The sequence below is a fragment of the Agrococcus citreus genome (genome assembly GCF_039527715.1).
GTDB classification, from domain to species: domain Bacteria; phylum Actinomycetota; class Actinomycetes; order Actinomycetales; family Microbacteriaceae; genus Agrococcus; species Agrococcus citreus.
The window spans coordinates 233,193-254,421 of record NZ_BAAAKK010000004.1 but is presented as its reverse complement, the minus strand read 5'-3'; the positions used below and the strand labels follow the sequence as shown (position 1 = coordinate 254,421).

The 21,229-nt window shown below is 69.8% G+C and carries 21 protein-coding genes and 1 riboswitch; of the genes, 15 read left to right on the top strand and 6 right to left on the bottom strand.

The features are described 5' to 3' along the window. From ABD106_RS08265 to ABD106_RS08240, 6 genes are all read left to right on the top strand, one after another. On the top strand, positions 1–746 hold a 746-nt coding region (locus ABD106_RS08265; protein WP_343919250.1), incomplete at its 5' end, for an amino acid ABC transporter permease. After that, positions 743–1,543, top strand: coding sequence for an amino acid ABC transporter ATP-binding protein (locus ABD106_RS08260; protein WP_343919248.1), 801 nt, complete (start codon positions 743–745; stop codon positions 1,541–1,543). The genes ABD106_RS08265 and ABD106_RS08260, both read left to right, overlap by 4 nt. Further along, entirely contained in the window at positions 1,533–2,561 is a 1,029-nt protein-coding gene (locus ABD106_RS08255; RefSeq protein ID WP_343919246.1) for a C-terminal binding protein, read from the top strand. Before ABD106_RS08260 ends, ABD106_RS08255 begins: the two co-directional genes overlap by 11 nt. After that, positions 2,539–4,275 carry an amidohydrolase gene (locus ABD106_RS08250; RefSeq protein ID WP_343919244.1) on the top strand — a complete coding sequence of 579 codons (1,737 nt, stop codon included), beginning with the start codon at positions 2,539–2,541 and terminating at the stop codon, positions 4,273–4,275. Before ABD106_RS08255 ends, ABD106_RS08250 begins: the two co-directional genes overlap by 23 nt. Further along, complete coding sequence (locus ABD106_RS08245; RefSeq protein ID WP_343919242.1) at positions 4,272–5,888, top strand: thiamine pyrophosphate-binding protein; 1,617 nt, start codon at positions 4,272–4,274, stop codon at positions 5,886–5,888. Before ABD106_RS08250 ends, ABD106_RS08245 begins: the two co-directional genes overlap by 4 nt. After that, on the top strand, positions 5,885–7,456 hold the full coding sequence (locus ABD106_RS08240; protein WP_343919240.1) for a zinc-binding metallopeptidase family protein: 1,572 nt from the start codon (positions 5,885–5,887) through the stop codon (positions 7,454–7,456). The genes ABD106_RS08245 and ABD106_RS08240 overlap by 4 nt, the downstream gene beginning before the upstream one ends. Before the next feature lie 73 nt (positions 7,457–7,529). On the opposite strand, the gene ABD106_RS08235 is transcribed toward ABD106_RS08240, so the two are convergent. Then, positions 7,530–7,760 (bottom strand): hypothetical protein, encoded by a 231-nt coding sequence (locus ABD106_RS08235; protein WP_343919238.1) that lies wholly within the window; start codon positions 7,758–7,760, stop codon positions 7,530–7,532. 261 nt (positions 7,761–8,021) lie between these two features. On the opposite strand from ABD106_RS08235, the gene ABD106_RS08230 reads away from it, so the two are divergent. The 7 genes from ABD106_RS08230 (at position 8,022) to ABD106_RS08200 (ending at position 14,197) form a co-directional block, all read left to right on the top strand. Next, positions 8,022–8,702, top strand: coding sequence for an excalibur calcium-binding domain-containing protein (locus ABD106_RS08230; RefSeq protein WP_343919236.1), 681 nt, complete (start codon positions 8,022–8,024; stop codon positions 8,700–8,702). A 99-nt stretch (positions 8,703–8,801) separates the two neighbouring features. After that, complete coding sequence (locus ABD106_RS08225) at positions 8,802–9,122, top strand: nucleotide pyrophosphohydrolase (protein WP_343919234.1); 321 nt, start codon at positions 8,802–8,804, stop codon at positions 9,120–9,122. Between the two features lie 4 nt (positions 9,123–9,126). Next, positions 9,127–10,848, top strand: coding sequence for a DNA/RNA helicase domain-containing protein (locus ABD106_RS08220; RefSeq protein WP_343919232.1), 1,722 nt, complete (start codon positions 9,127–9,129; stop codon positions 10,846–10,848). Between the two features lie 79 nt (positions 10,849–10,927). Then, entirely contained in the window at positions 10,928–11,356 is a 429-nt protein-coding gene (locus tag ABD106_RS08215) for a nuclear transport factor 2 family protein (RefSeq protein WP_343919230.1), read from the top strand. Positions 11,357–11,425: 69 nt separating this feature from the next. Continuing rightward, a complete protein-coding gene (locus ABD106_RS08210) occupies positions 11,426–12,826 on the top strand; it encodes a purine-cytosine permease family protein (RefSeq protein ID WP_343919228.1) in 1,401 nt (466 codons plus the stop codon). After that, entirely contained in the window at positions 12,823–13,497 is a 675-nt protein-coding gene (locus tag ABD106_RS08205; RefSeq protein WP_343919226.1) for a cyclase family protein, read from the top strand. Before ABD106_RS08210 ends, ABD106_RS08205 begins: the two co-directional genes overlap by 4 nt. A gap of 110 nt (positions 13,498–13,607) precedes the next feature. Next, positions 13,608–13,723: riboswitch (SAM riboswitch) on the top strand. Positions 13,724–13,759: 36 nt separating this feature from the next. Beyond that, on the top strand, positions 13,760–14,197 hold the full coding sequence (locus ABD106_RS08200; RefSeq protein WP_343919224.1) for a hypothetical protein: 438 nt from the start codon (positions 13,760–13,762) through the stop codon (positions 14,195–14,197). Between the two features lie 61 nt (positions 14,198–14,258). Here the strand turns inward: ABD106_RS08200 and ABD106_RS08195 are convergent, their stop codons facing one another. Both ABD106_RS08195 and ABD106_RS08190 read right to left on the bottom strand, forming a co-directional pair. Beyond that, on the bottom strand, positions 14,259–14,600 hold the full coding sequence (locus tag ABD106_RS08195) for a hypothetical protein (protein ID WP_343919222.1): 342 nt from the start codon (positions 14,598–14,600) through the stop codon (positions 14,259–14,261). A 199-nt stretch (positions 14,601–14,799) separates the two neighbouring features. Continuing rightward, on the bottom strand, positions 14,800–15,345 hold the full coding sequence (locus tag ABD106_RS08190) for an NYN domain-containing protein (protein WP_343919220.1): 546 nt from the start codon (positions 15,343–15,345) through the stop codon (positions 14,800–14,802). An 85-nt stretch (positions 15,346–15,430) separates the two neighbouring features. On the opposite strand from ABD106_RS08190, the gene ABD106_RS08185 reads away from it, so the two are divergent. Both ABD106_RS08185 and ABD106_RS08180 read left to right on the top strand, forming a co-directional pair. After that, entirely contained in the window at positions 15,431–16,180 is a 750-nt protein-coding gene (locus ABD106_RS08185; protein WP_343919218.1) for a hypothetical protein, read from the top strand. A gap of 117 nt (positions 16,181–16,297) precedes the next feature. Next, positions 16,298–17,392 (top strand): type I restriction endonuclease, encoded by a 1,095-nt coding sequence (locus tag ABD106_RS08180; RefSeq protein WP_343919216.1) that lies wholly within the window; start codon positions 16,298–16,300, stop codon positions 17,390–17,392. Between the two features lie 112 nt (positions 17,393–17,504). Here the strand turns inward: ABD106_RS08180 and ABD106_RS08175 are convergent, their stop codons facing one another. The 3 genes from ABD106_RS08175 to ABD106_RS08165 form a co-directional block, all read right to left on the bottom strand. Beyond that, positions 17,505–18,371: an SDR family NAD(P)-dependent oxidoreductase gene (locus ABD106_RS08175; protein ID WP_343919214.1), complete on the bottom strand. Its 867-nt coding sequence runs from the start codon at positions 18,369–18,371 to the stop codon at positions 17,505–17,507. 11 nt (positions 18,372–18,382) lie between these two features. Then, the gene (locus tag ABD106_RS08170) at positions 18,383–19,906 is read right to left on the bottom strand and encodes a CoA-acylating methylmalonate-semialdehyde dehydrogenase (protein WP_343919212.1); all 1,524 of its coding nucleotides are present in this window, start codon (positions 19,904–19,906) and stop codon (positions 18,383–18,385) included. 88 nt (positions 19,907–19,994) lie between these two features. After that, a complete protein-coding gene (locus ABD106_RS08165) occupies positions 19,995–21,155 on the bottom strand; it encodes an iron-containing alcohol dehydrogenase (protein WP_343919210.1) in 1,161 nt (386 codons plus the stop codon). Between the last annotated feature and the right edge of the window lie 74 nt (positions 21,156–21,229).

The window sequence follows — 21,229 nt, the reverse complement described above, 5'->3', positions numbered from 1 at the left end:
CGCGAGAGGAGCCCATCTTGGGATTCGACTTCCAGATCTTCATCGAGCAGCTGTTCAGCCCGGTGTACCTGCAGGGCGCGATGCTCTCGCTCGGCGTCGCAGTCACGTCGCTCATCATCGCGACCGTGATCGGCTTCATCGTTGCGATGGGACGCGGTTCGAAGAACCGCGTCGCTCAGTGGCTCGCCCTCACCTACACCTGGTTCTTCCGGGCGCTCCCGGCGCTGCTCGTGCTCCTCATCATGTGGAACGCGCTCCCGCAGCTCATCCCGAACCTGCGCGACTGGGGCTACAACCCGTTCATCGCAGCATCGATCGGCCTCGGCCTCGTCGAGGCGGCCTTCATGGCCGAGATCATCCGCTCAGCGCTCTCGTCCGTCGACGAGGGCCAGGGCCTCGCCGGCCGCGCGCTCGGCATGAAGCCCGGCACCGTGATGTCGAAGATCCTCGTGCCGCAGGCCATCCGCATCGCCCTGCCGCCGACGACGAACGAGTTCATCGGCCTCATCAAGTACTCGTCGCTCGCCTCGGTCATCTCGCTGCGCGAGTTGCTGACGACCGCGCAGGTAGGGGTCAACATCACCTTCCGCTACGCCGAGTACTACACCGTGGCGATCATCTACTACCTCGTGATCGTGAGCATCATCACGGTCATCCAGATGCAGATCGAGAAGCGCTTCCACTGGGCCTCGTCGCTGCCCACGAAGAAGCGCCGCGCACTCAAGCTGGTGGGAGCCGCACGATGAATCAGTCCACTCCGACGTACACGCCCACCGGCGCGCTGGTGACGGATGTGCCCACCCTCGAGGTGCGCAACCTCCACAAGGCGTACCACGGCAACGAGGTGCTCAAGGGCGTCGAGTTCAAGGTGCGGCAGGGTCAGGTGAAGGCCGTCCTCGGACCCTCGGGCTCGGGCAAGTCGACGATGCTGCGCCTCATGGCGCTGCTCGAGCCCGCCGACCAGGGCGAGATCCTGCTCGAGGGAGACCGCATCGGCGTCGCCGCGAATGGCCGTGCGCTGCCGGAGGCGCAGCTCGCCGTGCAGCGCCGTGAGGTCGGCATGGTGTTCCAGAAGTTCAACCTCTTCCCGCACCTCACCGCTGCGAAGAACGTGGCGCTCGCGCTCACGGCCGTCAAGAAGGTCAGCCGCGGCGACGCGCTCGAGCAGGCGCACGCCATGCTCGACCGAGTCGGGCTCTCCGACCGCGCCGACCACCACCCTTCGCAGCTCTCGGGGGGCCAGCAGCAGCGCGTCGCGATCGCTCGCGCGCTCGTGCTGGCGCCGAAGGTGATGCTCTTCGACGAGCGCACGAGCGCGCTGGACCCCGAGCTCGTCGGCGAGGTGCTCGAGGTGATGGAGCAGCTCGCCCGCGACGGCATGACGATGATCGTCGTCACCCACGAGGTGCGGTTCGCGCGCCGCGCGGCCGACGAGGTCACCCTCTTCGATGGCGGCGTCATCGTCGAGCAGGCTGCCCCGGACGAGTTCTTCGACAACCCGCAGCACGAGCGCACGAAGAAGTTCCTGAGCCATGTCCACTGACCTCCGCGGCGGGGCCGGTGCAGCTGGCCGCGTCGTGGCGGTGGCCCGAGATCTCGACGAGCTCGACATCGAGACGGGCGTGCGGATGCTCGAGGCGGCAGGGTGCCGCGTCGTGCGGCTGAGCGCCGACGACCCCGACACGGTCGCCCGAGAGGCCGCCGACGTGGATGTGCTCCTCATCGGCTACGCCCGCATCGACGCCGAGCTGCTCGATCGGCTGCCGCGGCTCGGCATGATCGCGACCGCATCGATGGGCTTCGACATGGTCGACGTCGAGGCCGCGACCGCGCGCGGCGTCTGGGTCGCCAACGTGCTCGGCGGCGCGACGGAGGAGGTCGCGACGCACGCCTTCGGGCTCGCGCTCGCGAGCGCCCGCGGCATCGTCGACCACGCCGTGGCAGTGCGCGCGGGCGGCTGGGATCTCGGCGCGGCACCGACGCCGCGGCGCCTCAGCCAGCAGACGCTCGGCCTGGTCGGCCTCGGCCGCATCGGGCTCGCGCTCGCCGAGCGCGCATCCGCCACCTTCGGCCGCGTCGTCGGCTTCGATTCGTACGCCGGCGATACGCCCGGCATCGAGCGGATGACCGCCGACGAGGTGCTCGCCGCCGCCGACGTGCTCTCGCTCCACCTGCCGCTCACCGACGAGACGGCCGGCTACCTCAACGCCGGGCGCATCGCTCGCATGCCGCGCGGCGCCACCGTCGTGAACGTCAGCCGCGGCGGCCTCATCGACGCCACCGCGCTCATCGAGGCGCTCGACGCCGGGCACCTCGCCGGTGCCGCGCTCGACGTGCTCGAGACCGAGCCGCCGGCCGCAGACGACCCGCTGGTGACGCATCCCAAGGTGATCGTCACCCCGCACTCGGCGTTCCTGTCGGATGCGTCGATGGCCGACTACGTGCGACTGCAGGCCGAGAACGCGCTCGCGTGGCTCGCCACCGGGCGCCCCGCCACCCCCGTGAACTCCCCGATCGACTCCCGAAGGAAGACCGCCGATGCGCACGCTGCCACCGCTTGAGGCTCGCAACGAGCACCCGCTGCTCGTCACCGCGCAGCGCATCCGCACCATGGATGCCGATGGCGGCATCGCCAGCTCGATGCTCGTCGTCGACGGCCGGATTGCCGCTATCGGCGGCGCCGCTGAGGTCGAGCGCGCCGCCCGCCAGCACCAGCACCAGCACGTCGAGCGCATCGACCTCGGCGACGCCACCGTCGTGCCCGGCTTCGTCGACGCCCACGCGCACCCGCTCATGCTCGGCCAGCTGAGCACGTGGGTCGACTGCGGCCCCGCCGCCGCGAGCGACATCCCCGGCATCGTCGCCCTGTTGCGCGCTGCGGCCGAGCGGCTGCCCGCCGGCGCACCCGTGCGCGGCTACGGCTACGAGCAGCGCAACCTCGCCGAGCTGCGCCACCCGACGCGGTTCGAGCTCGACGAGGTCGCGACCGACCGCGAGGTGTACCTGATGAACGCCTCCGGCCACGGCGGCGTCGTCAACTCGTGGACGCTCGAGCGCTACGGCGTCACCCGCGACACCCCGAACCCCGAGGGCGGCGAGTTCTTCCGCGACGCCGACGGCGAGCTCACCGGCGAGCTCTCCGACGCCGCCTGCAACGTGCTCACCGGGCTCCACGGCGTGAAGATCGGCCACCACGGCCCCAACTTTCACCTGGGCGACGAACCGGCCGAGCTCGTGCGGCAGCTCGAGGGCGCGCAGGCGCAGTTCCTCGCCGGAGGCGTCACCGCGATCGGCGATGCGCAGGTCACGAAGCGCGAGCTCGACACCTACCTGCGGCTCGCCGAGACCGGCGGCCTCACGATGCGCGTCTCGGGCTACCTGCTCTCGCACCTGCTCGATGCGGCGCTTGAGCTGGGCCTGCACGGCCCCCTCGGCAACGAGCGGCTCGCCATCCAGGGCATCAAGCTCTACGCCGACGGCACGCTCGGCGGCGAGACCGCCTGGTTCCCGGAGGGCTACCTCGACGACCCGTGCCGCACGGGCCAGCTGTACCACTCGCCCGAGGAGTACCGCTCGCTCGTCTCCCGCGCGCACGCGGTCGGGCTGCAGACGGCCACGCACTCGCAGTCGCCCGACGCGATCGAGATGGTGCTGACCGGGCTCGAGGCGGCGCTCGCCGAGCGTCCCGACGCCGACGCCCGCCACCGCATCGAGCACTGCGGGCTGCCGACGCCCGAGCAGATCGAGCGCATGGCGTCCGCCGGGATCATCCCCGTCAACCAGCCGCAGCACCACTTCAACTGGGGCGAGGGCGTCACGCGCGCGATCGGCACGCCGGGGGAGCGCTTCAACCCGCTCGGCGAGTTCGAGCGGGCCGGGCTGCCGCTCGTCATCTCGTCGGATGCGCCGGTCGCCGACCCGACGCCGCTCGAGGCCGTGCAGGCGGCCGCCTCGCGCATCACGCGGCGCGGCGTGCAGCTGGGCGGCGACGACCTCGCGATCAGCGCCGAGCTCGCGCTCCGCGCCCACACGATCAATGGCGCCCGGGCACTCGGCCGCGAGCGCGACCTCGGCTCGCTCGAGGTCGGCAAGGCCGCCGACTTTGCCGTGCTCGCCGCCGACCCGGTCGAGACGCCGGTCGGCCAGATCGCCGAGATCACGGTGCTGGCCACATGGGTCGGCGGGGTGGAGGCGCACCGCACTCAGGCCCCATCCGACGCATCCGCAGCCGACGCATCCGTCGACGCCGCCTCGAGCCTGGAGACGGTCCGATGACCGAGCATCGCCGGAACGCCGGCTGGGCCGTGCTGCAGACGATCGCCGGCTATGGCGTCGACACCGTCTTCGGCATCCCCGGCACCCACAACCTCGAGCTCTACCGGCACCCGCCGGCGCTCGGCATCCGGGCCGTCACCACCCGGCACGAGCAGGGCGCGGGCTACGCGGCGGATGCGTGGGCGCAGCGCCGCTCGGCCGCCGGTGAGGTCACTCCCGGCGTCGTCATCACCACGAGCGGCCCCGGCCTGCTGAACGCGCTCTCGGCGGGCGGCACCGCTTTCGCGGAGTCGCGGCCGATGATCGTGCTCTCGCCCGGTGTCGCGATCGGCGACGAGTTCGCCGACCGCGGCGCGCTGCACGAGACGAAGGACCAGTCGGCCGCCGCCGGCGCGATCCTGCTGTGGAGCCGACGGGTGCGCTCGGCCGCGGAAGCCGTCGAGGCCGTGCACGACGCGTTCGCGCTCTTCCGCTCCGGCCGGCCGCGACCGGTGCACATCGAGGTGCCGCTCGACGTGCTCGAGGCCGAGACGGACCTCGATGAGGCGCTGCTGGCGCCCCGGGCGGTCACGCCCACCGCGACGCTCGACGACGCCGCGCTGCAGGCCGCCGCCGACGCGCTCTCGGCGTCGGCTCGACCCGTGATCATCGCCGGCGGCGGCGCCGTCCGCGCCGGTGCCACGCTCCAGGCGATCGCCGAGCGGCTCGGCGCCGTCGTGCTCACGACGCTCAACGGCAAGGGCGCCGTGCCGGAGTGCCACCCGCTGTCGCTCGGCAGCGAGCTGCGGCTCGCGCCCGCGATCGAGATCGCCAACGCGTCGGATGCGCTGCTCGTCATCGGCTCGAAGCTCGGTGAGGCCGAGCTGTGGGGCAACGAGCTTGCGCCGACCGGAGCAGTGATCCGCATCGACATCGACGCGGCGCAGCTCGACAAGAATCTGGCCTCTACGATCCGGCTGCACGGCGACGCGCGCGCCACGATCCGGGCGGTCGCCGCCCGCGTCGAGCGGGAGCCCGCCGAGCCGCAGGGCCTCGACGCGGTGCGCGCATCGCTCGTCGAAGCGGCGCGCGCTTTCGCGCCGATCGAGATGGCGGCCGCCGAGGCGATTGCGCAGGGCATCCCGCGAGGCGCCGTCGTCACCGGCGACTCGTCGCAGATCACCTACTACGGCATGACGAGCGCCGTGCGGCAGGACGCGCCAGCGTCGATGCCCTACATGCCCGCATACGCGACGCTCGGCTACGGGCTGCCCGCCGCGATCGGCGCGAAGATCGCGACGCCCGGCGCACCGGTGCTCGTCGTGACCGGCGACGGCGCGCTGATGTTCAGCGTGCAGGAGCTCGCGACCGCTGTCGAGCAGCGGCTCGACCTCGCGGTCGTCGTGGTCGACAACGGCGGCTACGGCGAGATCGAGCAGAACGAGGCAGACCGCGGCATCGACCCGATCGGTGTGCGCCTCCACCAGCCCGATTGGCCCGCGCTAGCGCGCGCGTTCGGGGCATCCGGCACGAGCGTCAGCGACGCATCCGCCGTGCCCTCGGCCGTCGCGAAGGCGATCGCCGAGCCCGGCGTGAGCCTCATCCACATCCCACTGAGCATCTTCGGAGCATGACTATGACCCACACCGACGTCACCGCCGCCGGCACCACGACCGCCGGGCTCTCGGAGGCCGCGAAGGCGACCGCCCGCGCCTGGATCGACGAGCACATGGCCGAGCTCTCCGCCTGGCACAGCGAGATCTTCGGCTACGGTGAGCCCGCCTGGCGCGAGTACCGCTCGGTCGCCTGGTACGTGGCGAAGCTGCGCGAGCACGGCTTCGAGGTGGAGGAGGGATCGGCCGGCATGCCGACCGCGTTCTCCGCCACGTGGTCGCAGGGGGAGGGGCCGGCGCTGCTGACGTACGCCGAGTACGACGCGGTGCCCGGCAACTCGCAGGCGCCGGTCACGCACCAGCAGCCGCGCGACGGCTCCAGCAGGTTCGCCGGCGGCCACACCGACCCGCATTCGGCGCTCGGCATCTCGACGCTCGCCGGCGTGCTCGCCACGAAGCACGCGATGGAGCAGCACGGCATCCCCGGCACGCTGCGCTACACGGGCGAGCCGGCCGAGAAGATGCACGGCTCGAAGGTCGTGCACGGGCTGCGCGGCTACTACGACGACGTCGACGCGATCGTGTCGTTCCACCCCTTCTACATGCTGCCGCTGTGCAACACGGCGCGGTGGGACACCCAGTGCGGCGCCTATTACTCGAAGGTCTACACGTTCCTCTGCGAGGAGCCGGAGACGTGGCAGCTGGGGCACGGCGACTCGCCCATCCCCGCCTCGCACTCGGCGGCGCGCGCGCCGGGCGCGAACCTGGCGCTGACGCAGATGTACTCCGCGTCGCGGGCGATGCAGGATGCGATCCTGCCGGCGTCGGGCGGCTGGTCGCTCACCGACGCGATCCTCACCGACGGCCAGGCGACGGCAGACAACCTGCCGGCCCGGTCGGCGCGCATCCAGTTCTCGTGGCGCACGCCCGACATCCAGATGGCCGAGCACATCCTCGCCGCGCTCGACCGCAACGCCGCGGCCGTCGCGACGATGGCGCACTGCACCGTCGAGGAGACCTGGGTCGCTCGCTCGCGACCCGGCCGCACGAACCACGTGCTGTCGACGGCACTGTTCGAGGAGCTGTCGGCCGTCGGCGCGCCGTCCTACGGGGCGGATGCGGTGCAGGTCGCGCAGGAGATCCAGCGGAGCATCGGCATCGAGCCGATGGAGCGCCCGTTCCTCGACGAGGTCGAGCAGCTCATCACGCCGCAGGACGCCGAGGCGAAGCTGCGCGAGATGATGCCCGCCTGGCAGCGCAACTGGACGAGCGACGACTACGTCGAGATGACCCACTACGCGCCCACCGTGCGCTTCTACGTCTCGCGGCCTGCCCTGAAGGCGGATGCGTCGACGCCCTACCCGGCGTGGACGATGAACGCGATGGGCGGCATCCCGGCCACGATCGACCCGACGATCGAGACGGCCGGCAAGACGATCGCCGGCACGTTCCTGCGGCTGCTCACCTCGCCCGACGAGCTCGCGGCGGCGAAGGCGGAGTTCGACGAGCGCACCGCGGCCGACCCCATGCCGGCGCTGCTCCCGACCGACTTCGCTGCGCCCATCGACCTGCCCTGGCCGGAGCGCTGAGCCTGCTTCCGTTGGCCGAGCAGGCCGATTCGGCACCGGCCGAGTGTCGGGCGGGTCCATCGGACCCGCCCCTTCAGCCGCGAACGTCGGCCGTGATCGTCGCGCCCGTCGCCAGCTGAACAACAGCGGCCACGACCGCCTCGACGCCGAGCACGAATCCAGCCGGGGCCCGCGCCTCGTCGTCGCCGCCAGCCGCGGCCGCCCGCAGCTCCGGCAGCTCGTGCCCATCGATCCGCCACAGCGGCACCGGCGACGCCGCATCCCTCGCCGAGCCCAGCACGACCGCGTCGATAATGAGGAACACCGTTCATGCTGCGCACCCGGCGTTCGAGACGATGGCTGCTCCGCGGGCGGACCAGACGATTGCTTGTTCTCGCCTCGAGAGCACTTCGACGCTCTTCATTTCGCTCTAGCGTCGCGGGGGACAAGTCGCATATTGTTGAGTCGTTGTCAGGTCCTCAGTCGTGACAACTCCTTCCGCTAATGGAACCTCGCCCCGATCGAGCGGGTGGAGGCTCCTCGCTGCGCGGCCGCAAGCTCTGCGGACGCTTCGACTGGAGCCTCGATGAAACGCAACGTTCCCAACCCGATGGCGCGCTTCCGCAGCAAGCGGATCACGCCACTCACAGAGCCGTTGGGCCCGGTGTTCGCTGGTGCTGTACATGAATCGGCCGCGCCCGAGCGTCAGCAGCAGCGGTCGAAGCGCTTCTGGATAGTGCTCGGTCTGCTGGCGCTCGTTGCTCTGCTCCTCAGCAACTGCGCTGGGCGCGCAACAAGTGGATCGGAGTTCGACGCTCGACAGCAGGCTGTTGCAGAGGAGCTCGGCGCAGCGCTGATCGCTCAGGAGCGCGCTGAGACCGAAGCCCGCGATCTCGAACGGGAGGTGCGAGAGCTCGAGCCGCAGGCGGGCGAGGTCGAGACGCTACAGGCTTCGCTCGAGGACGAGCGAGCGGCAGTGGTCACCATGCAGCAAGAGAGAGACGATGCTCTGGCCGCTGTCGCGGAACTCCAGTCGAGAATTGCCTCACTCGAGGCCGACGCGGCAGCCGTGCCTGCGCGACCTGCTCCGGTCGCGCAGCCCCAGCCCGCTGCTCAGCCAGCGCCCGCCGCTGCTCCGGCTGCAGCCGCGCACTATGCGAACTGTGCCGCCGCGCGGGCCGCTGGTGCAGCGCCACTCCGCGCAGGCTCGCCGGGCTACCGCTCTGGTCTGGACCGCGATGGCGATGGGGTCGCCTGCGAGTCCTAGCCATGGCACAGGCACGCGGTGCGATGGCATGCGGACCCGATGGTGCGCCCTCAATCGTGTCTAGGGTTGCCAGCGCCGATCGGTCGGTACCGTGAAGCCATGACGGATGTCCGAGTTCGCGATGCTCTGCGCACGTTTGTCGCTGAGCGAGATTGGGCGCAGTTCCACACTGCCGCCAACCTCGCGAAGAGTGTTTCGATCGAGGCTGCTGAACTTCTCGAGTGCTTCCAGTGGAGCGATGCAGCCGATGACGAGCGGGTGCGCGAAGAGCTCGCCGACGTGCTCACGTACTGTCTTCTCCTCGCGGACCGCATCGGCGCTGACCCGAGCGAACTCGTGCTCGCGAAACTCGAGCAGACGCGAGGCAAGTACCCGGTCGAGCTCGCAAAGGGTTCCATCACCAAGTACGACCGGCGCTGACGGCGTGCCGAGCATCCATGCGCTGCCGTTCGACGATGCGTCGATTCGGCTTTGGGCTCAAGCGGATCCGCGCGCAACGAACTGGCCCGTTGTCTACACGCTCGAGGGTGGATCCGAGGTGTATGTGGGCGAGACCCTCAACATGGCGGCGCGAGCACGCCAGCACCTGGCGAACGGGGAGCGAGCACGCCTCGAGCGGGCGCACGTGGTCGTCGATGAGACGTTCCACAAATCAGCCTGCCTCGATCTCGAGTCCTACCTGATCCGCCTCTTCAGCGGTGATGCCGCGAGGACCGTGCTGAATCGCAATACAGGCATCGTCAACGCCGAGTACTACCAGCGCCCGCAGTACCAGGCGAAATTCGATGCGATCTTCGAGGAGCTTCGCTCTCGCGGTCTGTTTACACGCAGCATCCCCGAGATCCGCAACTCAGACCTCTTCAAGCTGTCACCGTTCAAGGCGTTGACCGACGATCAGGCTGCTGCGACGGTTGACATCGTCGAGTCGCTGTTCCACGACATCGAAGCGGGGATCGAGAGCACGAGCATCGTGCAGGGCAATCCGGGCACAGGAAAGACGATCGTGGCGATCTACCTCGTCAAGCTGCTCGCTGACATCGCGTCTCAGGACCGTGACGAGGAGCCGACAGGCGAGTCGGTGTTCGACGACTTTTTCACGCACGGCCATCGCGATCTGCTCGCATCCCCGCGCATCGGGCTTGTCATCCCGCAGCAGTCATTGCGGGCGTCGATCCGGCGTGTGTTCGAGCACACGCCCAACCTGGATCCGGCCATGGTGCTTTCGCCGTTTCAGGTCGGCCATAGCCTCGAGCGCTTTGATGTCCTCGTCGTCGATGAGGCGCACCGGCTGTCCCAGCGTGCTGCTCAAGCCGTCGGGGTGCAGACGCGCGACTTCCGGCTCATCACCGAGCGACTGTTCGGGGCCGATGACCATGGGCGCACGCAACTGGACTGGATCGAAGCGCAAGCGGACCACCGCATCCTCATGCTGGATGAGCTCCAGTCGGTCAGGCCGGCGGACCTTCCTGCGTCAGTCGTCGGCCCGCTGGTCGCGCGTGCGGAAGCCGATGCTCGTGTGCACCGACTTGCGACGCAGATGCGTGTCGCAGCTGGCAGCGACTATGTCGCGTACATCCGCGACGTCCTGAGTGGCGAAGACGAGCGTCCCCAGCGTCCGCCGCTCGGCGAATACGACTTGCGGTTCTTCGAAGACGCCTCTGCGATGCGTGCGGAGATCCTGCAGCGCGACGAAGAGGTCGGCCTGTCGAGGCTGCTGGCTGGCTACGCCTGGAAGTGGCGGAGCAACAAGGATCGGGCGGCACCCGACATCGAGCTGGACGGGCTGAGCCTCCAGTGGAACCGGACAGCGACCGAGTGGATCCGGTCGAAGACGTCACGCGACGAGGTCGGCTCCATCCACACGGTGCAGGGCTACGATCTGAACTATGCAGGTGTCCTCATCGGCCGCGATCTCGGATGGGATGCCGAGCGGGGAAGGGTCGTCTTTCGCCGTGAACACTACTTCGACGCCCGCGGCAAGGCGAACAACAACATCCGGGGTATCTCCTATTCGGACGAGGACCTGCGGACGTTCGTGCTGAACATATACGCGGTGCTCCTCACGCGCGGGATGCTCGGAACGTATGTGCACGTCGTCGACCCGGAACTGCGTGCTGCTCTTCGGCCCTACTTCTCCAGCGACTGACCGTCGGACTCGGTGGAGTGATCGCGCGAGTGTCGGTGCGTCGTAGCGAACGGGGCCGGATGTGCACTAGACCGTGTGCATGCCCCTCGATGACGAGATCCGCGCAGCCGCTCAGGCGATCGTGCGCGCGTTCCGCGACAACGACGAGGAGGCCTACTTCGCCGGCTTCGTCGCAGACTGCTCGTTCGCGTTCCACACCGACCCGGAGCCGCTCTTGGGCACCGCCGCTTGGCGCTCCGCCTGGCGCGAGCTTCAGGCGACCGGATGGCGCGTGGTCGACTGCCGCACGCTCTGGGACCACGTGCAGGCGGTCGGTGACGGCGGCGTCTACCTGCACGAGGTCGAGACGACGGCGGGCGAGCCCGGCGCGATCGAGACGTACCGGGAGCGCGAGTCCATCGTCTTCACCCGCCGTCACGGCCAGCTCGTCGCCGTGCACGAGCACCTGTCGCCCATCCCGACGCAGGACGGCGACGTGGCGCGGGCCGACGCATCCGCCGATGGCTGACACTGGTCTCGAGACGCGCCCCTCGGGTGCTCCTCGACCAACGGAGAAGCACAGCACCGAGGAGCGACCATGACCGACACCAACCGCCGCCGCTTCATCGACCGGATCGAGGAGGGCTCCGGTGGCTTCGGCCCGATCCGCGGTCATCGCGGCACGGGCCGCGTGCTGCTCATATGGCTCGCCGCCAACCTCGTCGTCACGACGCTCCTCACGGGCACGCTCTTCGTGCCCGGCGTCAGCCTCGGGGAGGCGATCGCCTGGATCGTCGTCGGCACGCTGCTCGGCGCGATCGTGCTGACGCTCATCGGAGTGATGGGCGTGCGTACCGGCCTGCCCACCATGTCGCTCACGCGCGGCTCCTTCGGCCTGCGTGGCTCGATCGTGCCCGCCATCTCGAACTTCATCGTGCTGATGGGCTGGTCGTGGGTGCAGGCGATGCTCGCCGGCATCTCGATCGACTGGCTCGTCGCGCAAGCGACCGGCTACTCCAACCCGGCGATGTGGGCGGCGATCTGCCAGGCGATCGTGGTGGCGCTCGCGATCTTCGGCCACGAGGGCATCGCGCGCATCGAGCCGTACTTCGCGCTCGTGATCCTCGCGATCATGGCCTACATCTTCGTCGTCGCGCTCACCACCTACGCTCCGGCGGAGTTCGCCGCCATCGAGCCCGACCCCGAAGCCGGCATGACGAGCTCGCTCGTGTTTGACATCGTCTTCGCCACCGCCATCTCCTGGACGGTGCTCTCCGCCGACCTCACGCGCGTCGCCCGCTCGCAGCGCGCCGGCGGCGTCGGCGCCTTCGTCGGCTACACGCTCTCGACCGTGCTGACGATGACGCTCGGCGCCGTCGCCATCGCCTTCGTGCTGCTCGCCGGGGGCGAGGCGATCGCGTTCGACCCGGTGACGATCATCGAGGCGTTCGGCGCCCCGCTCGCGATCGCGATCTTCCTGTCGGTGATGGCCACGAACACGATGGTCATGTACGGGATGACGCTGTCGCTCACGAACGCGCTGCCCACGCGCAAGCCGCTGCGGTTCCTGCCGACCGCCCTCGCCGTCGGCGCCATCGCGATCATCGGCTCGACCTTCCTCGGGCTGCTCGAGCAGTTCACGACCTTCCTGTCGACCATCGGGGCGCTCTTCATCCCGGTGTTCGCGATCATGATCGTCGACTACTACCTGATCCGCCGCCGTGCCTACTCGCCCGACATCCTCGAGCGCTCCGGCGGGCGCTACTGGTTCACCGGCGGCGTGCACTGGGCGGCGATCGTCTCCTGGGCGATTGGCGCGCTCACCTACCTCGCGCTCGCGTTCTGGTGGTCGTCACCGGTCGGCGCGGCGCTGCCGACCTTCGCGGTCGCGTTCGTCCTCTACTGGGTGTGGGCGCGGGCGACCAAGGTCGGTTCGGGAGAGAAGGTCGAGTCGCGGCACCTGGCCGAGGTCGACGGCGTCGAGGCGGATGCGGCGTGATCGTCGACCTGTCGCATCCGATCGCCACCGGCATGCCTGTCTACCCGGGCGACCCGGAGGTCGCGACGGCGCCGGCGACGTCCATCGCCATGGACGGCTTCGCCGTGACCGCGCTCGCGCTCGGCACGCACTCCGGCACCCATGTGGACGCGCCGTCGCACTCGGTCGAGGGTGGCACCGCGATCGACGAGATCGACCCGGCGCGGCTCATGGGGCGAGCGCGCATCCTGCGGGTCTCGGTCGGCGACGGCGAGACCATCGGCGTCGCCGGGCTCGAGGAGCAGTTGCGCGCGTGGGACGGGGAGCGGATCGCCCTCGTCCACACCGGCTGGGACGCGCACTGGGGCACCGCGCGCATGCTGCAGCACCCGGCCGTGTCGATCGAGCTGGCGGATGCACTGCTCGCCCTCGGCGTCGACGTCCTGGGCGTCGACACCCTCAGCCCCGACCTGTCGGACCTGGCATCCGGCGACTCGACGGACGAGCCCGCGTCGCTGCCGGTGCACGAGCGGTGGCTCGGCTCGGGCGGACTGATCATCGAGAACCTGCGCGGTCTCGACGGGGTGCCGGGGGAGACGTGCGAGCTGATCGCGTTGCCGCTGCGGCTGGCCGGGCTCGACGGGTCGCCGGTTCGGGCGATCGCGCGCGTGACGCCGCGCGACCAGCACTGAGTCAGGCGCGCTCGAACTCCGGCGTCATCCTGACATGACGAGATCCGCCTTCGGCGCGTTGGCGAGTGCGCGACGGCGGTGTCACCGCATCCGCCTACACTCGCAACCAGGCTCAAGAGCTGCAGCCATCGGTACCTGGCCGGCTGCACGGCAACCCCTCCGCTGAGCGGGGTGCCCCAGGGGAAGAGCCGGCCTCGCGCACCCGCGCGCGGCAAGTCAGCGGGATCGGCACGCCGTCCCCCGCCGAGGGAACGGAGTCCTCATGCACGTCCAGCCACCACTCGCCGAGGGCGAGCAGCACAGCCACAGCGGCCGTCCGCCCGCCTGGCCCGACCCGTCGCGCGGGTCCGGCATCTCGATGCTCAAGGCGATCGCTCGCGCCCAGCGCGACTGCCCGCACGACTGCGGGCTGAGGCCTGCCGATCCCTACTCCGACCGGGACCAGTGCGTGCTGTGCGACCTGGTGCTGCCACTGTCACCGCTCCCAGGCGTCGACCTGCACGACGCTCGCAACGAGCTCGCGTGGGCGGTCGCCTTCGTGCGCCGGCCACCGACGCAGCCGGGCGTGCTGGCACTCATCGAGCTCTCGCGCCGTGCTCGCCGGGCAGATGCGTCCTGGGCGATGCGCGTGTACGCCGACGAGCTGCGCGGCTTGCGGGCGCTCGGCTTCTCGCCCTCGAGCTATCTCGGCCAGTCCTAGAAACGGACGCGGCCCCGAGCCGGAAGGCTGGGGCCGCGTCTGGTCGCTGAGCGGTGAGGGATCAGCCCTCGGTGCCCTGCAGCTCCTCGAGCTGCAGCTCGAGGCGGTCGCGGTGGTCGCGGATCAGCTCGAGGCTGCTCTGCGCGATGCCCTCGCGCGTCTCGAGGTCGGCGTAGTCCTCCTGCACGGCAGCGAGCTCGGCCTGCACGGTCGAGAGCTCGGACTGCGCGTTGGCGGCCGACGAGGCGCCGATGCCGGTGCCGATCGCGCCGAGGGCGGCGACGACGACGAGCGCGACGATCCACGGCCAGCGGCGGACCGTGCGTGCCGGCTTCGAGGCGGCCGGCGTCGACGTCGGCTCGGCGGTCGACGCTGCGGTGTCGGTGGCGTGAGTGGTGCTCATGGTGATGCTCCCTGGGTGCGGGCGCTGAGCGGATGCGCGCGCAGCACACCGCGCGCGCATCGGCACGGCGGCGTGGATGTGAGGTGCGTGGCGCCTCGCGGATCGCACGAACGCCAACGCACCATTATCGCACCCAGAGGCTGTGCTGGGGGACAGCGCGACGCGGCCGCCCGACCGGTCGCCCGCTGTCGGTGCGGGCCTAGATGAAGTCGAGCGGGTTGAACTCGTCGATCGGGATGACGCGCACGCGCGGCAGTCGGCTCGTGAAGGCGGCGACGTCGTACTCGAGGTCGAAGAACTCCATGCCATCGATGTCGCGCAGGCCGCCGGCCATGAACTCGCCGAACCCGAGGATGCCGACGCGCTGGTCGTTCGCGGCGAGCTGCTCCATCTGCGGGGCGAAGTCGCGGTCGTGGCTGACGAGCATGACGTCGGCGTCGCGCCCGACGAGCGCCTCGGTCATCCGCTGGATGGCGATGTCGACGACCTTGCCCTCGCCGCGCAGCGGCACCGGCCGGTAGCCGATCGCAAGCAGCGCCTGCACGAAGGTCGCCGGCAGCTCGCCCGGCGCGGCGAGGAAGAATAGTCCCTTGACCGGCTGCTGCCACGCCTGCTCGGCGAAGGTGAGCACCTTGTTCCAGCGCGGCCGCTCCTGCGGCTCGGGTCGCCGACCCAGCAGCGAGATCCCGAGCGTCGCATCGATGTTCTCGCCGTCGACGAGGAGATAGGTGGAGCGCTCGGTCATGGGCCGACCCTACAGCGGGCGCTCGCTCAAGCCCTGCGCCTACGATCGGATCGGCCGTACGGACACGTGGAGAGGAAGCCGCAGCATGCGCAGAGCACACACCGGTCGGATGCTCGGAGCCGCGTTCGCCGCATCCGTCACGGTGCTCGGCCTCTCGGCATGCTTCGTGCCCATGCCCCCGCCCGTCCCGACACCGCCGAACGCCGATCCGATCGTGCAGGGGTCGCCCGGAGCGGAGGAGCTGCGCGAGGGCTTCATTGCGAGCGGCGGCACGACGACGGTCGAGCTGCAGATCGAGGAGCGGTCCGCGGTCGTGCTCACCGCGGCATCGCCGGACAACGAGGACCTGACGATGCGGCTCGTCGGCGAGGGTGTCGATCTCGACAACGACGACAACGACGAGGGGCCGGAGGGCTTCGCCTTCGACATGAGGGCGCGCAATCCGCTGATCGGCACCGTGCTCGATCCCGGCACCTACGCGATCGAGCTCGAGGAGTACGGCGGTGACCGCACGAGCTTCCAGCTGCAGGTGATCGCCTCGCCGATGTTCATCACGGCGGGCCAGTCGATCGACGTGCAAGTCGCACCGGGGCGGCCGGCGGTGATGATGGTCTCGCTCTCGACGGGCGACGAGACGATCGCTGCCGTGGCCGACTTCGACTCGGTGCTGTGGACGCAGGTGCCGGGGTCGTTGTTCCCGGACTTCGATGACGACACCGGCGGCGACGGCAACCCGTTGGTCTCGCTGCTCGGAGAGGAGCCGCAGGACATCGTGGTGGTCGTGTCGAGCTACAGCGGGGACGAGAGCGGGACGGCGCTGCTCAGCGTGGAGTGAGCGCAACCTCGAGCGGCCTCGCCGACCATGCGCGCTGAACATACTTAAACGGTCACTGAGTCGCACTCACCATCGAGCGGTGCGCGCGATATGGTCGAGCGAATCCCAGGAGGCACAGTGGAATTCAGTGATCGGCTCAACGCGCTCGCCGCGAAGGTTGCGAATCAGAAGTCAGCGATTCAGACCGAGGAAGCCACGAAGAACGCGTTCATCATGCCGTTCATCTCGTCCATTCTCGGTTACGACGTCTTCAACCCGCTGGAAGTCGTACCGGAGTTCACCGCTGATGTGGGGCTGAAGCGTGGCGAGAAGATCGACTACGCGATTCTCCGCGACGGCGAAGTGCAGATCTTGCTGGAGTGCAAGGCGTCGGTCGGACATCTCAAGTTCGAGCACGCCTCGCAGCTCTTCAGGTACTTCGCGGTGACGAACGCGCGCGTTGCAGTGCTGACCAACGGCGAGGTCTACCAGTTCTACACCGACCTCGACGCGCCGAATCGAATGGACGACAAGCCCTTCCTGGTGCTGGATCTCGCGGACATCGACGAGTCGATCGTTCCGGAGCTCCGGAAGCTCACCAAGGAGAACTTCGACCTTGACTCGATCATCAGCGCCGCTGAAGAGCTGAAGTACGTCGGCGCCATCAAGCGCGCAATCGGCGAGCAGTTCCGAGAGCCGTCCGACGACTGGATCAAGTTCTTCACCTCACGGGTCTACGGAGGCGCGTTCACTCAGAAGGTGCGAGAGCAGTTCACGGCACTCGTGAGCAAGGCCAGCAAGCAGTTCCTCAGCGATCAGGTCAACGATCGCCTGAAGACCGCGCTCGGCGCGAGCGGATACACGCCCTCATTGGACTCGCAGCCAGCGGCAGTCACCAGCGCGCCTGTCGCCGAGAAGGACCTCGATCGCGACACGGAGGTCGAGACCACGCTCGAAGAACTCGAGGGGTATCAGATCGTCAAGGCGATCGCCTGCAGTGAGGTCAAGCCGTCACGGATCGCGAACCGGGACGCGAAGTCGTACTTTGCGGTGCTGCTTGACGACAACAATCGCAAGCCGATCGCGCGACTGCACTTCAACGGGCAGAAGCAGAAGTACCTCGGGCTCTTCGACGAGAACAAGGTCGAGGTTCGCCACGCGATTGAGTCGCTCGACGGGATCTATGAGCACGCGGACGCGATCCGCGAAGCAGTACGGCGCTATCGCGGCTGACGAGGCACGTCGGTGACGTCGACGTTTGCGCTGGCCTCTTGCCGCCAGGGGAGCGGGTAGGTCCTGCTCCGCGTGGAGTGATGGTCTTGGTACGCGCCGGCTCCGCCGGCAGCTACTCGACCATCGGAGCGGGGCGGGAGGCGGCGAGCTCGGTCAGCTGGCGCGTCCGGACCGCGACATGGTCGGGCAACGGATGCGTCAGCACATACGGGTGGTTCTGCACGATCGCGTCGAGCACGAGCGGCCCGACGGTGTCAGGGTCGATCGCTCCGGGAGCCTCGGCTCCGGCCCGCATGGGCGCGCCATCCGTATAGGTCTCCCACGGCACCACGCCGCGGGCGTCAGCACGATCCTCGGCCGGCCGCAGCCGCTCGCTGGTCGCGAAGCCGGTGCTCACAGGCCCCGGGTAGAGCACCGTCACGCCGATGTCGAGGCCGGCCGTCTCGTACTCGGCGCGGGTCGCGAGCGAGAAGCCGTCGATCGCCGCCTTCGACGCGGTGTACGCCGCGTGGCCGGGCGTGGGCTTCAGCGCGGCGATCGATGAGGTGTTCACGATGTGCGAGGGCAGGCTCGAGCGGCCCATGCGCGGCACGAACGCCCGGTGGCCGTGGAAGGCGCCCCAGAAGTTCACCGCCATGATCCACTCGAAGTCGTCTACCGAAGCATCCCAGCTGGCCCGGTACGGCCGCCAGGTGACGCCCGCGTTGTTGACGAGCACCGCGACGTTGCCGAACGCGTCGTAGGCCGCGTCGGCGAGCGCCTCGACCTCGGTCAGTCGCGACACGTCGGTGCGCACCGCGATGGCCTCGCGGCCGAGCGCGCGCACGTCATCGCGCACGCGCTCGGCCGCGTCGAGCTCGACATCGGCGAGCACGACATCCATTCCGGCTCGGGCGAAGGTGAGCGCGATCGATCGGCCGAGGCCGCCACCGCCTCCGGTGACGACCGCGGCACGACCGCGCAGCTGCTCGAGCCGCATGCCGACCCGCCTCAGTTCTCGGGGAAGCCGAGGTTGAGGCCGCCGTGGCTGGGGTCGAGCCAGCGCTGCGTGATCGCCTTCTCGCGCGTGAAGAAGTCGAAGCCGGCGGCGCCGTAGGCCTTCGACGAGCCGAACAGCGACTGCTTCCAGCCGCCGAACGAGTGGTACGCGACCGGGACGGGGATCGGCACGTTCACGCCGACCATGCCGACCTGGATCTCGTTCTGGAACTTGCGGGCCGCGCCGCCGTCGTTCGTGAAGATCGCGGTGCCGTTGCCGAAGACGCCCGAGTTGATGATGTCGACGCCCTCGGCGTACGACTCGATGCGGACGACCGAGAGCACCGGTCCGAAGATCTCCTCGGTGTAGGCGCGGCTCGTGAGCGGCACGCGGTCGAGCAGGGTCGGGCCGAGCCAGAAGCCGTCGGCGTCGCCGTCGACCTCGATGCCGCGGCCGTCGATCGCGACCTCCGCGCCGTCCTCCTCGGCGATGGCGATGTAACCGGCCACCTTGTCGCGGTGCTGCTCGGTGATGAGCGGCCCCATGTCGGTCTCGCGGCGGCCGTCGCCGATCTTCAGCGTCGCGACGCGCTCGCGCACCTTCTCGATGAGCGCATCCGCCACCGAGTCGACCGCGAGCACGACCGAGATGGCCATGCAGCGCTCGCCGGCCGAGCCGAAGCCGGCGTTGACGGCGGCGTCGGCGACGAGGTCGAGGTCGGCGTCGGGCAGCACGAGCATGTGGTTCTTCGCGCCGCCGAGGGCCTGCACGCGCTTGCCGTGCTTCGCCGCGGTCTCGTAGATGTACTGCGCGATCGGGGTGGAGCCGACGAACGAGATCGCCTGCACCTCGGGCGCGGTGAGCAGCCCGTCGACGGCGACCTTGTCGCCGTGCAGCACGGTGAAGACGCCGTCCGGGAGGCCGGCCTCCTTGAGGAGCTCGGCCATCCACATGGCGGCCGAGGGGTCCTTCTCGCTGGGCTTGAGCACGACCGTGTTGCCGGATGCGAGCGCGACGGGGAAGAACCAGAGCGGCACCATCGCGGGGAAGTTGAACGGGCTGATGATGCCCACGACGCCGAGGGGCTGCTTGATGGAGAAGACGTCGACGCCGGTCGAGGCGTTCTCGCTGTACGCGCCCTTCAGCAGGTTGGGGAACGCGGTCGCGAGCTCGACGACCTCGAGGCCGCGGGCGATCTCGCCGCCGGCGTCGGAGATGACCTTGCCGTGCTCGCTCGTGATGATCTCGGCGAGCTCGCCGCGCTTGGCGTTGAGGAGCTCGCGGAAGCGGAACATGATCGCCTGCCGCTTCGCGATCGACAGGTCGCGCCAGGCCGGGAACGCCGCATGCGCCGACGCGATCGCCGCGCGCACGTCGGCGTCGTCGGCGAGCGAGACGTGCTTCGTCACGACGCCGCGGGCCGGGTCGTAGACGGGGGCCGTGCGGCCGCTGGCGCTCTCGTGGTGGCGGCCGTCGATCCAGTGGTGGACGGTCGCAGTCGCCTGCTCCGTGCCGGTCTCTTCGATGATGCTCATGGATGCTCCTGGTTGCGTTGAGGTGTGTGGGGGCTTCGTCCCGCTCGGCGCGCTTCGCGAGCGGAGCGGGTCAGCCAGCGGGGGTGGGTCAGGCGTAGATCGCGGCGTAGAGCTGCTCGACCTGCTCGGCGGTCGGCACGCGGGGGTTGTTGGCGGGCGAGCCCGAGGCGAGCGCCTGCTGCGCCATCAGCGGGACGAGCTCGTCCCAGGCGGCGCGGTCGATGCCGCGCGTGGCGGGGGTCGGCACCTCGAGCTCGGCGGCGAGCGCCCGCAGCTCGGTGACGAGCGCGTCGGCGGCCACGGCATCCGTGTCGGAGGCCTCCGCGACGCCGAGCGTGCGCGCGCACGTCGCGTAGCGCTCGACGGCATGCTCGACCGAGAAGGCGGTGATCTCGGGGAAGAGCATCGCGTTGGCCATGCCGTGCGCGATGTGGAAGTGTGCGCCGAGCGGCCGGCTCATGCCGTGCACGAGCGCGACGCTCGCGTTCGAGAACGCCATGCCGGCGAGGGTCGCCGCGATCATCATCTCCTCGCGAGCGGTGCGGTCGGCGCCGTCGTGGAACGCGGTGCGCAGGAAGCGGCCGATGCGCGTGATCGCGGCGAGCGCGTAGGTGTCGGAGACGGGGTTGGCCTTCTTGCTGACGTAGGCCTCGATCGCGTGCGTGAGCGCGTCGATGCCGGTGTCGGCGGTGAGCCGCGGCGGCATCGAGACGGTGAGCTCGAAGTCGATGACCGCGGCCCTCGGGAGGTAGCCGGGACCGGCGCACAGCATCTTCTCGTTCGTCTCGCTGTCGGTGATGATCGTGAACTGCGTCACCTCCGAGCCCGTGCCGGCGGTCGTCGGCACGGCGATCACCGGGAGCGCCTCGCCGACGAACCGGTACGGGGCCTTGAGCTCGCGCATGTGGCCGCCGCGCACGGCGAGCACAGAGAGGGCCTTCGCGGTGTCGATCGGGCTGCCGCCGCCGAGCGCAACGATGCTGTCGGCGCTGTGGGCGCGGATCGCGGCGAGGCCCGCCTCGAGCGAGTCGGTCGTGGGGTCGGGGATCGTCTCGCCGAAGACGGCGGCGTCGAGCCCGGCGGCGCGCGCGGCGTCGGCGACGCGGTCGGCGACCCCGGTGGAGACGAGGAACGAGTCGGTCACCACGAGCGGCCTGGCTGCGCCGATCGACGTCAGCAGCTCGCCGATCGAGTCGACGCTGCCCGCGCTGAAGCGGAGGACGGGGGGAGTGTTGATCTCGAAGCTCACGTGCACACCTTTGTGATCGTCCCGCGAACGGGAGGGGATGCCTCCAGCATCGGATGCACAGATGCAGGCGTCAA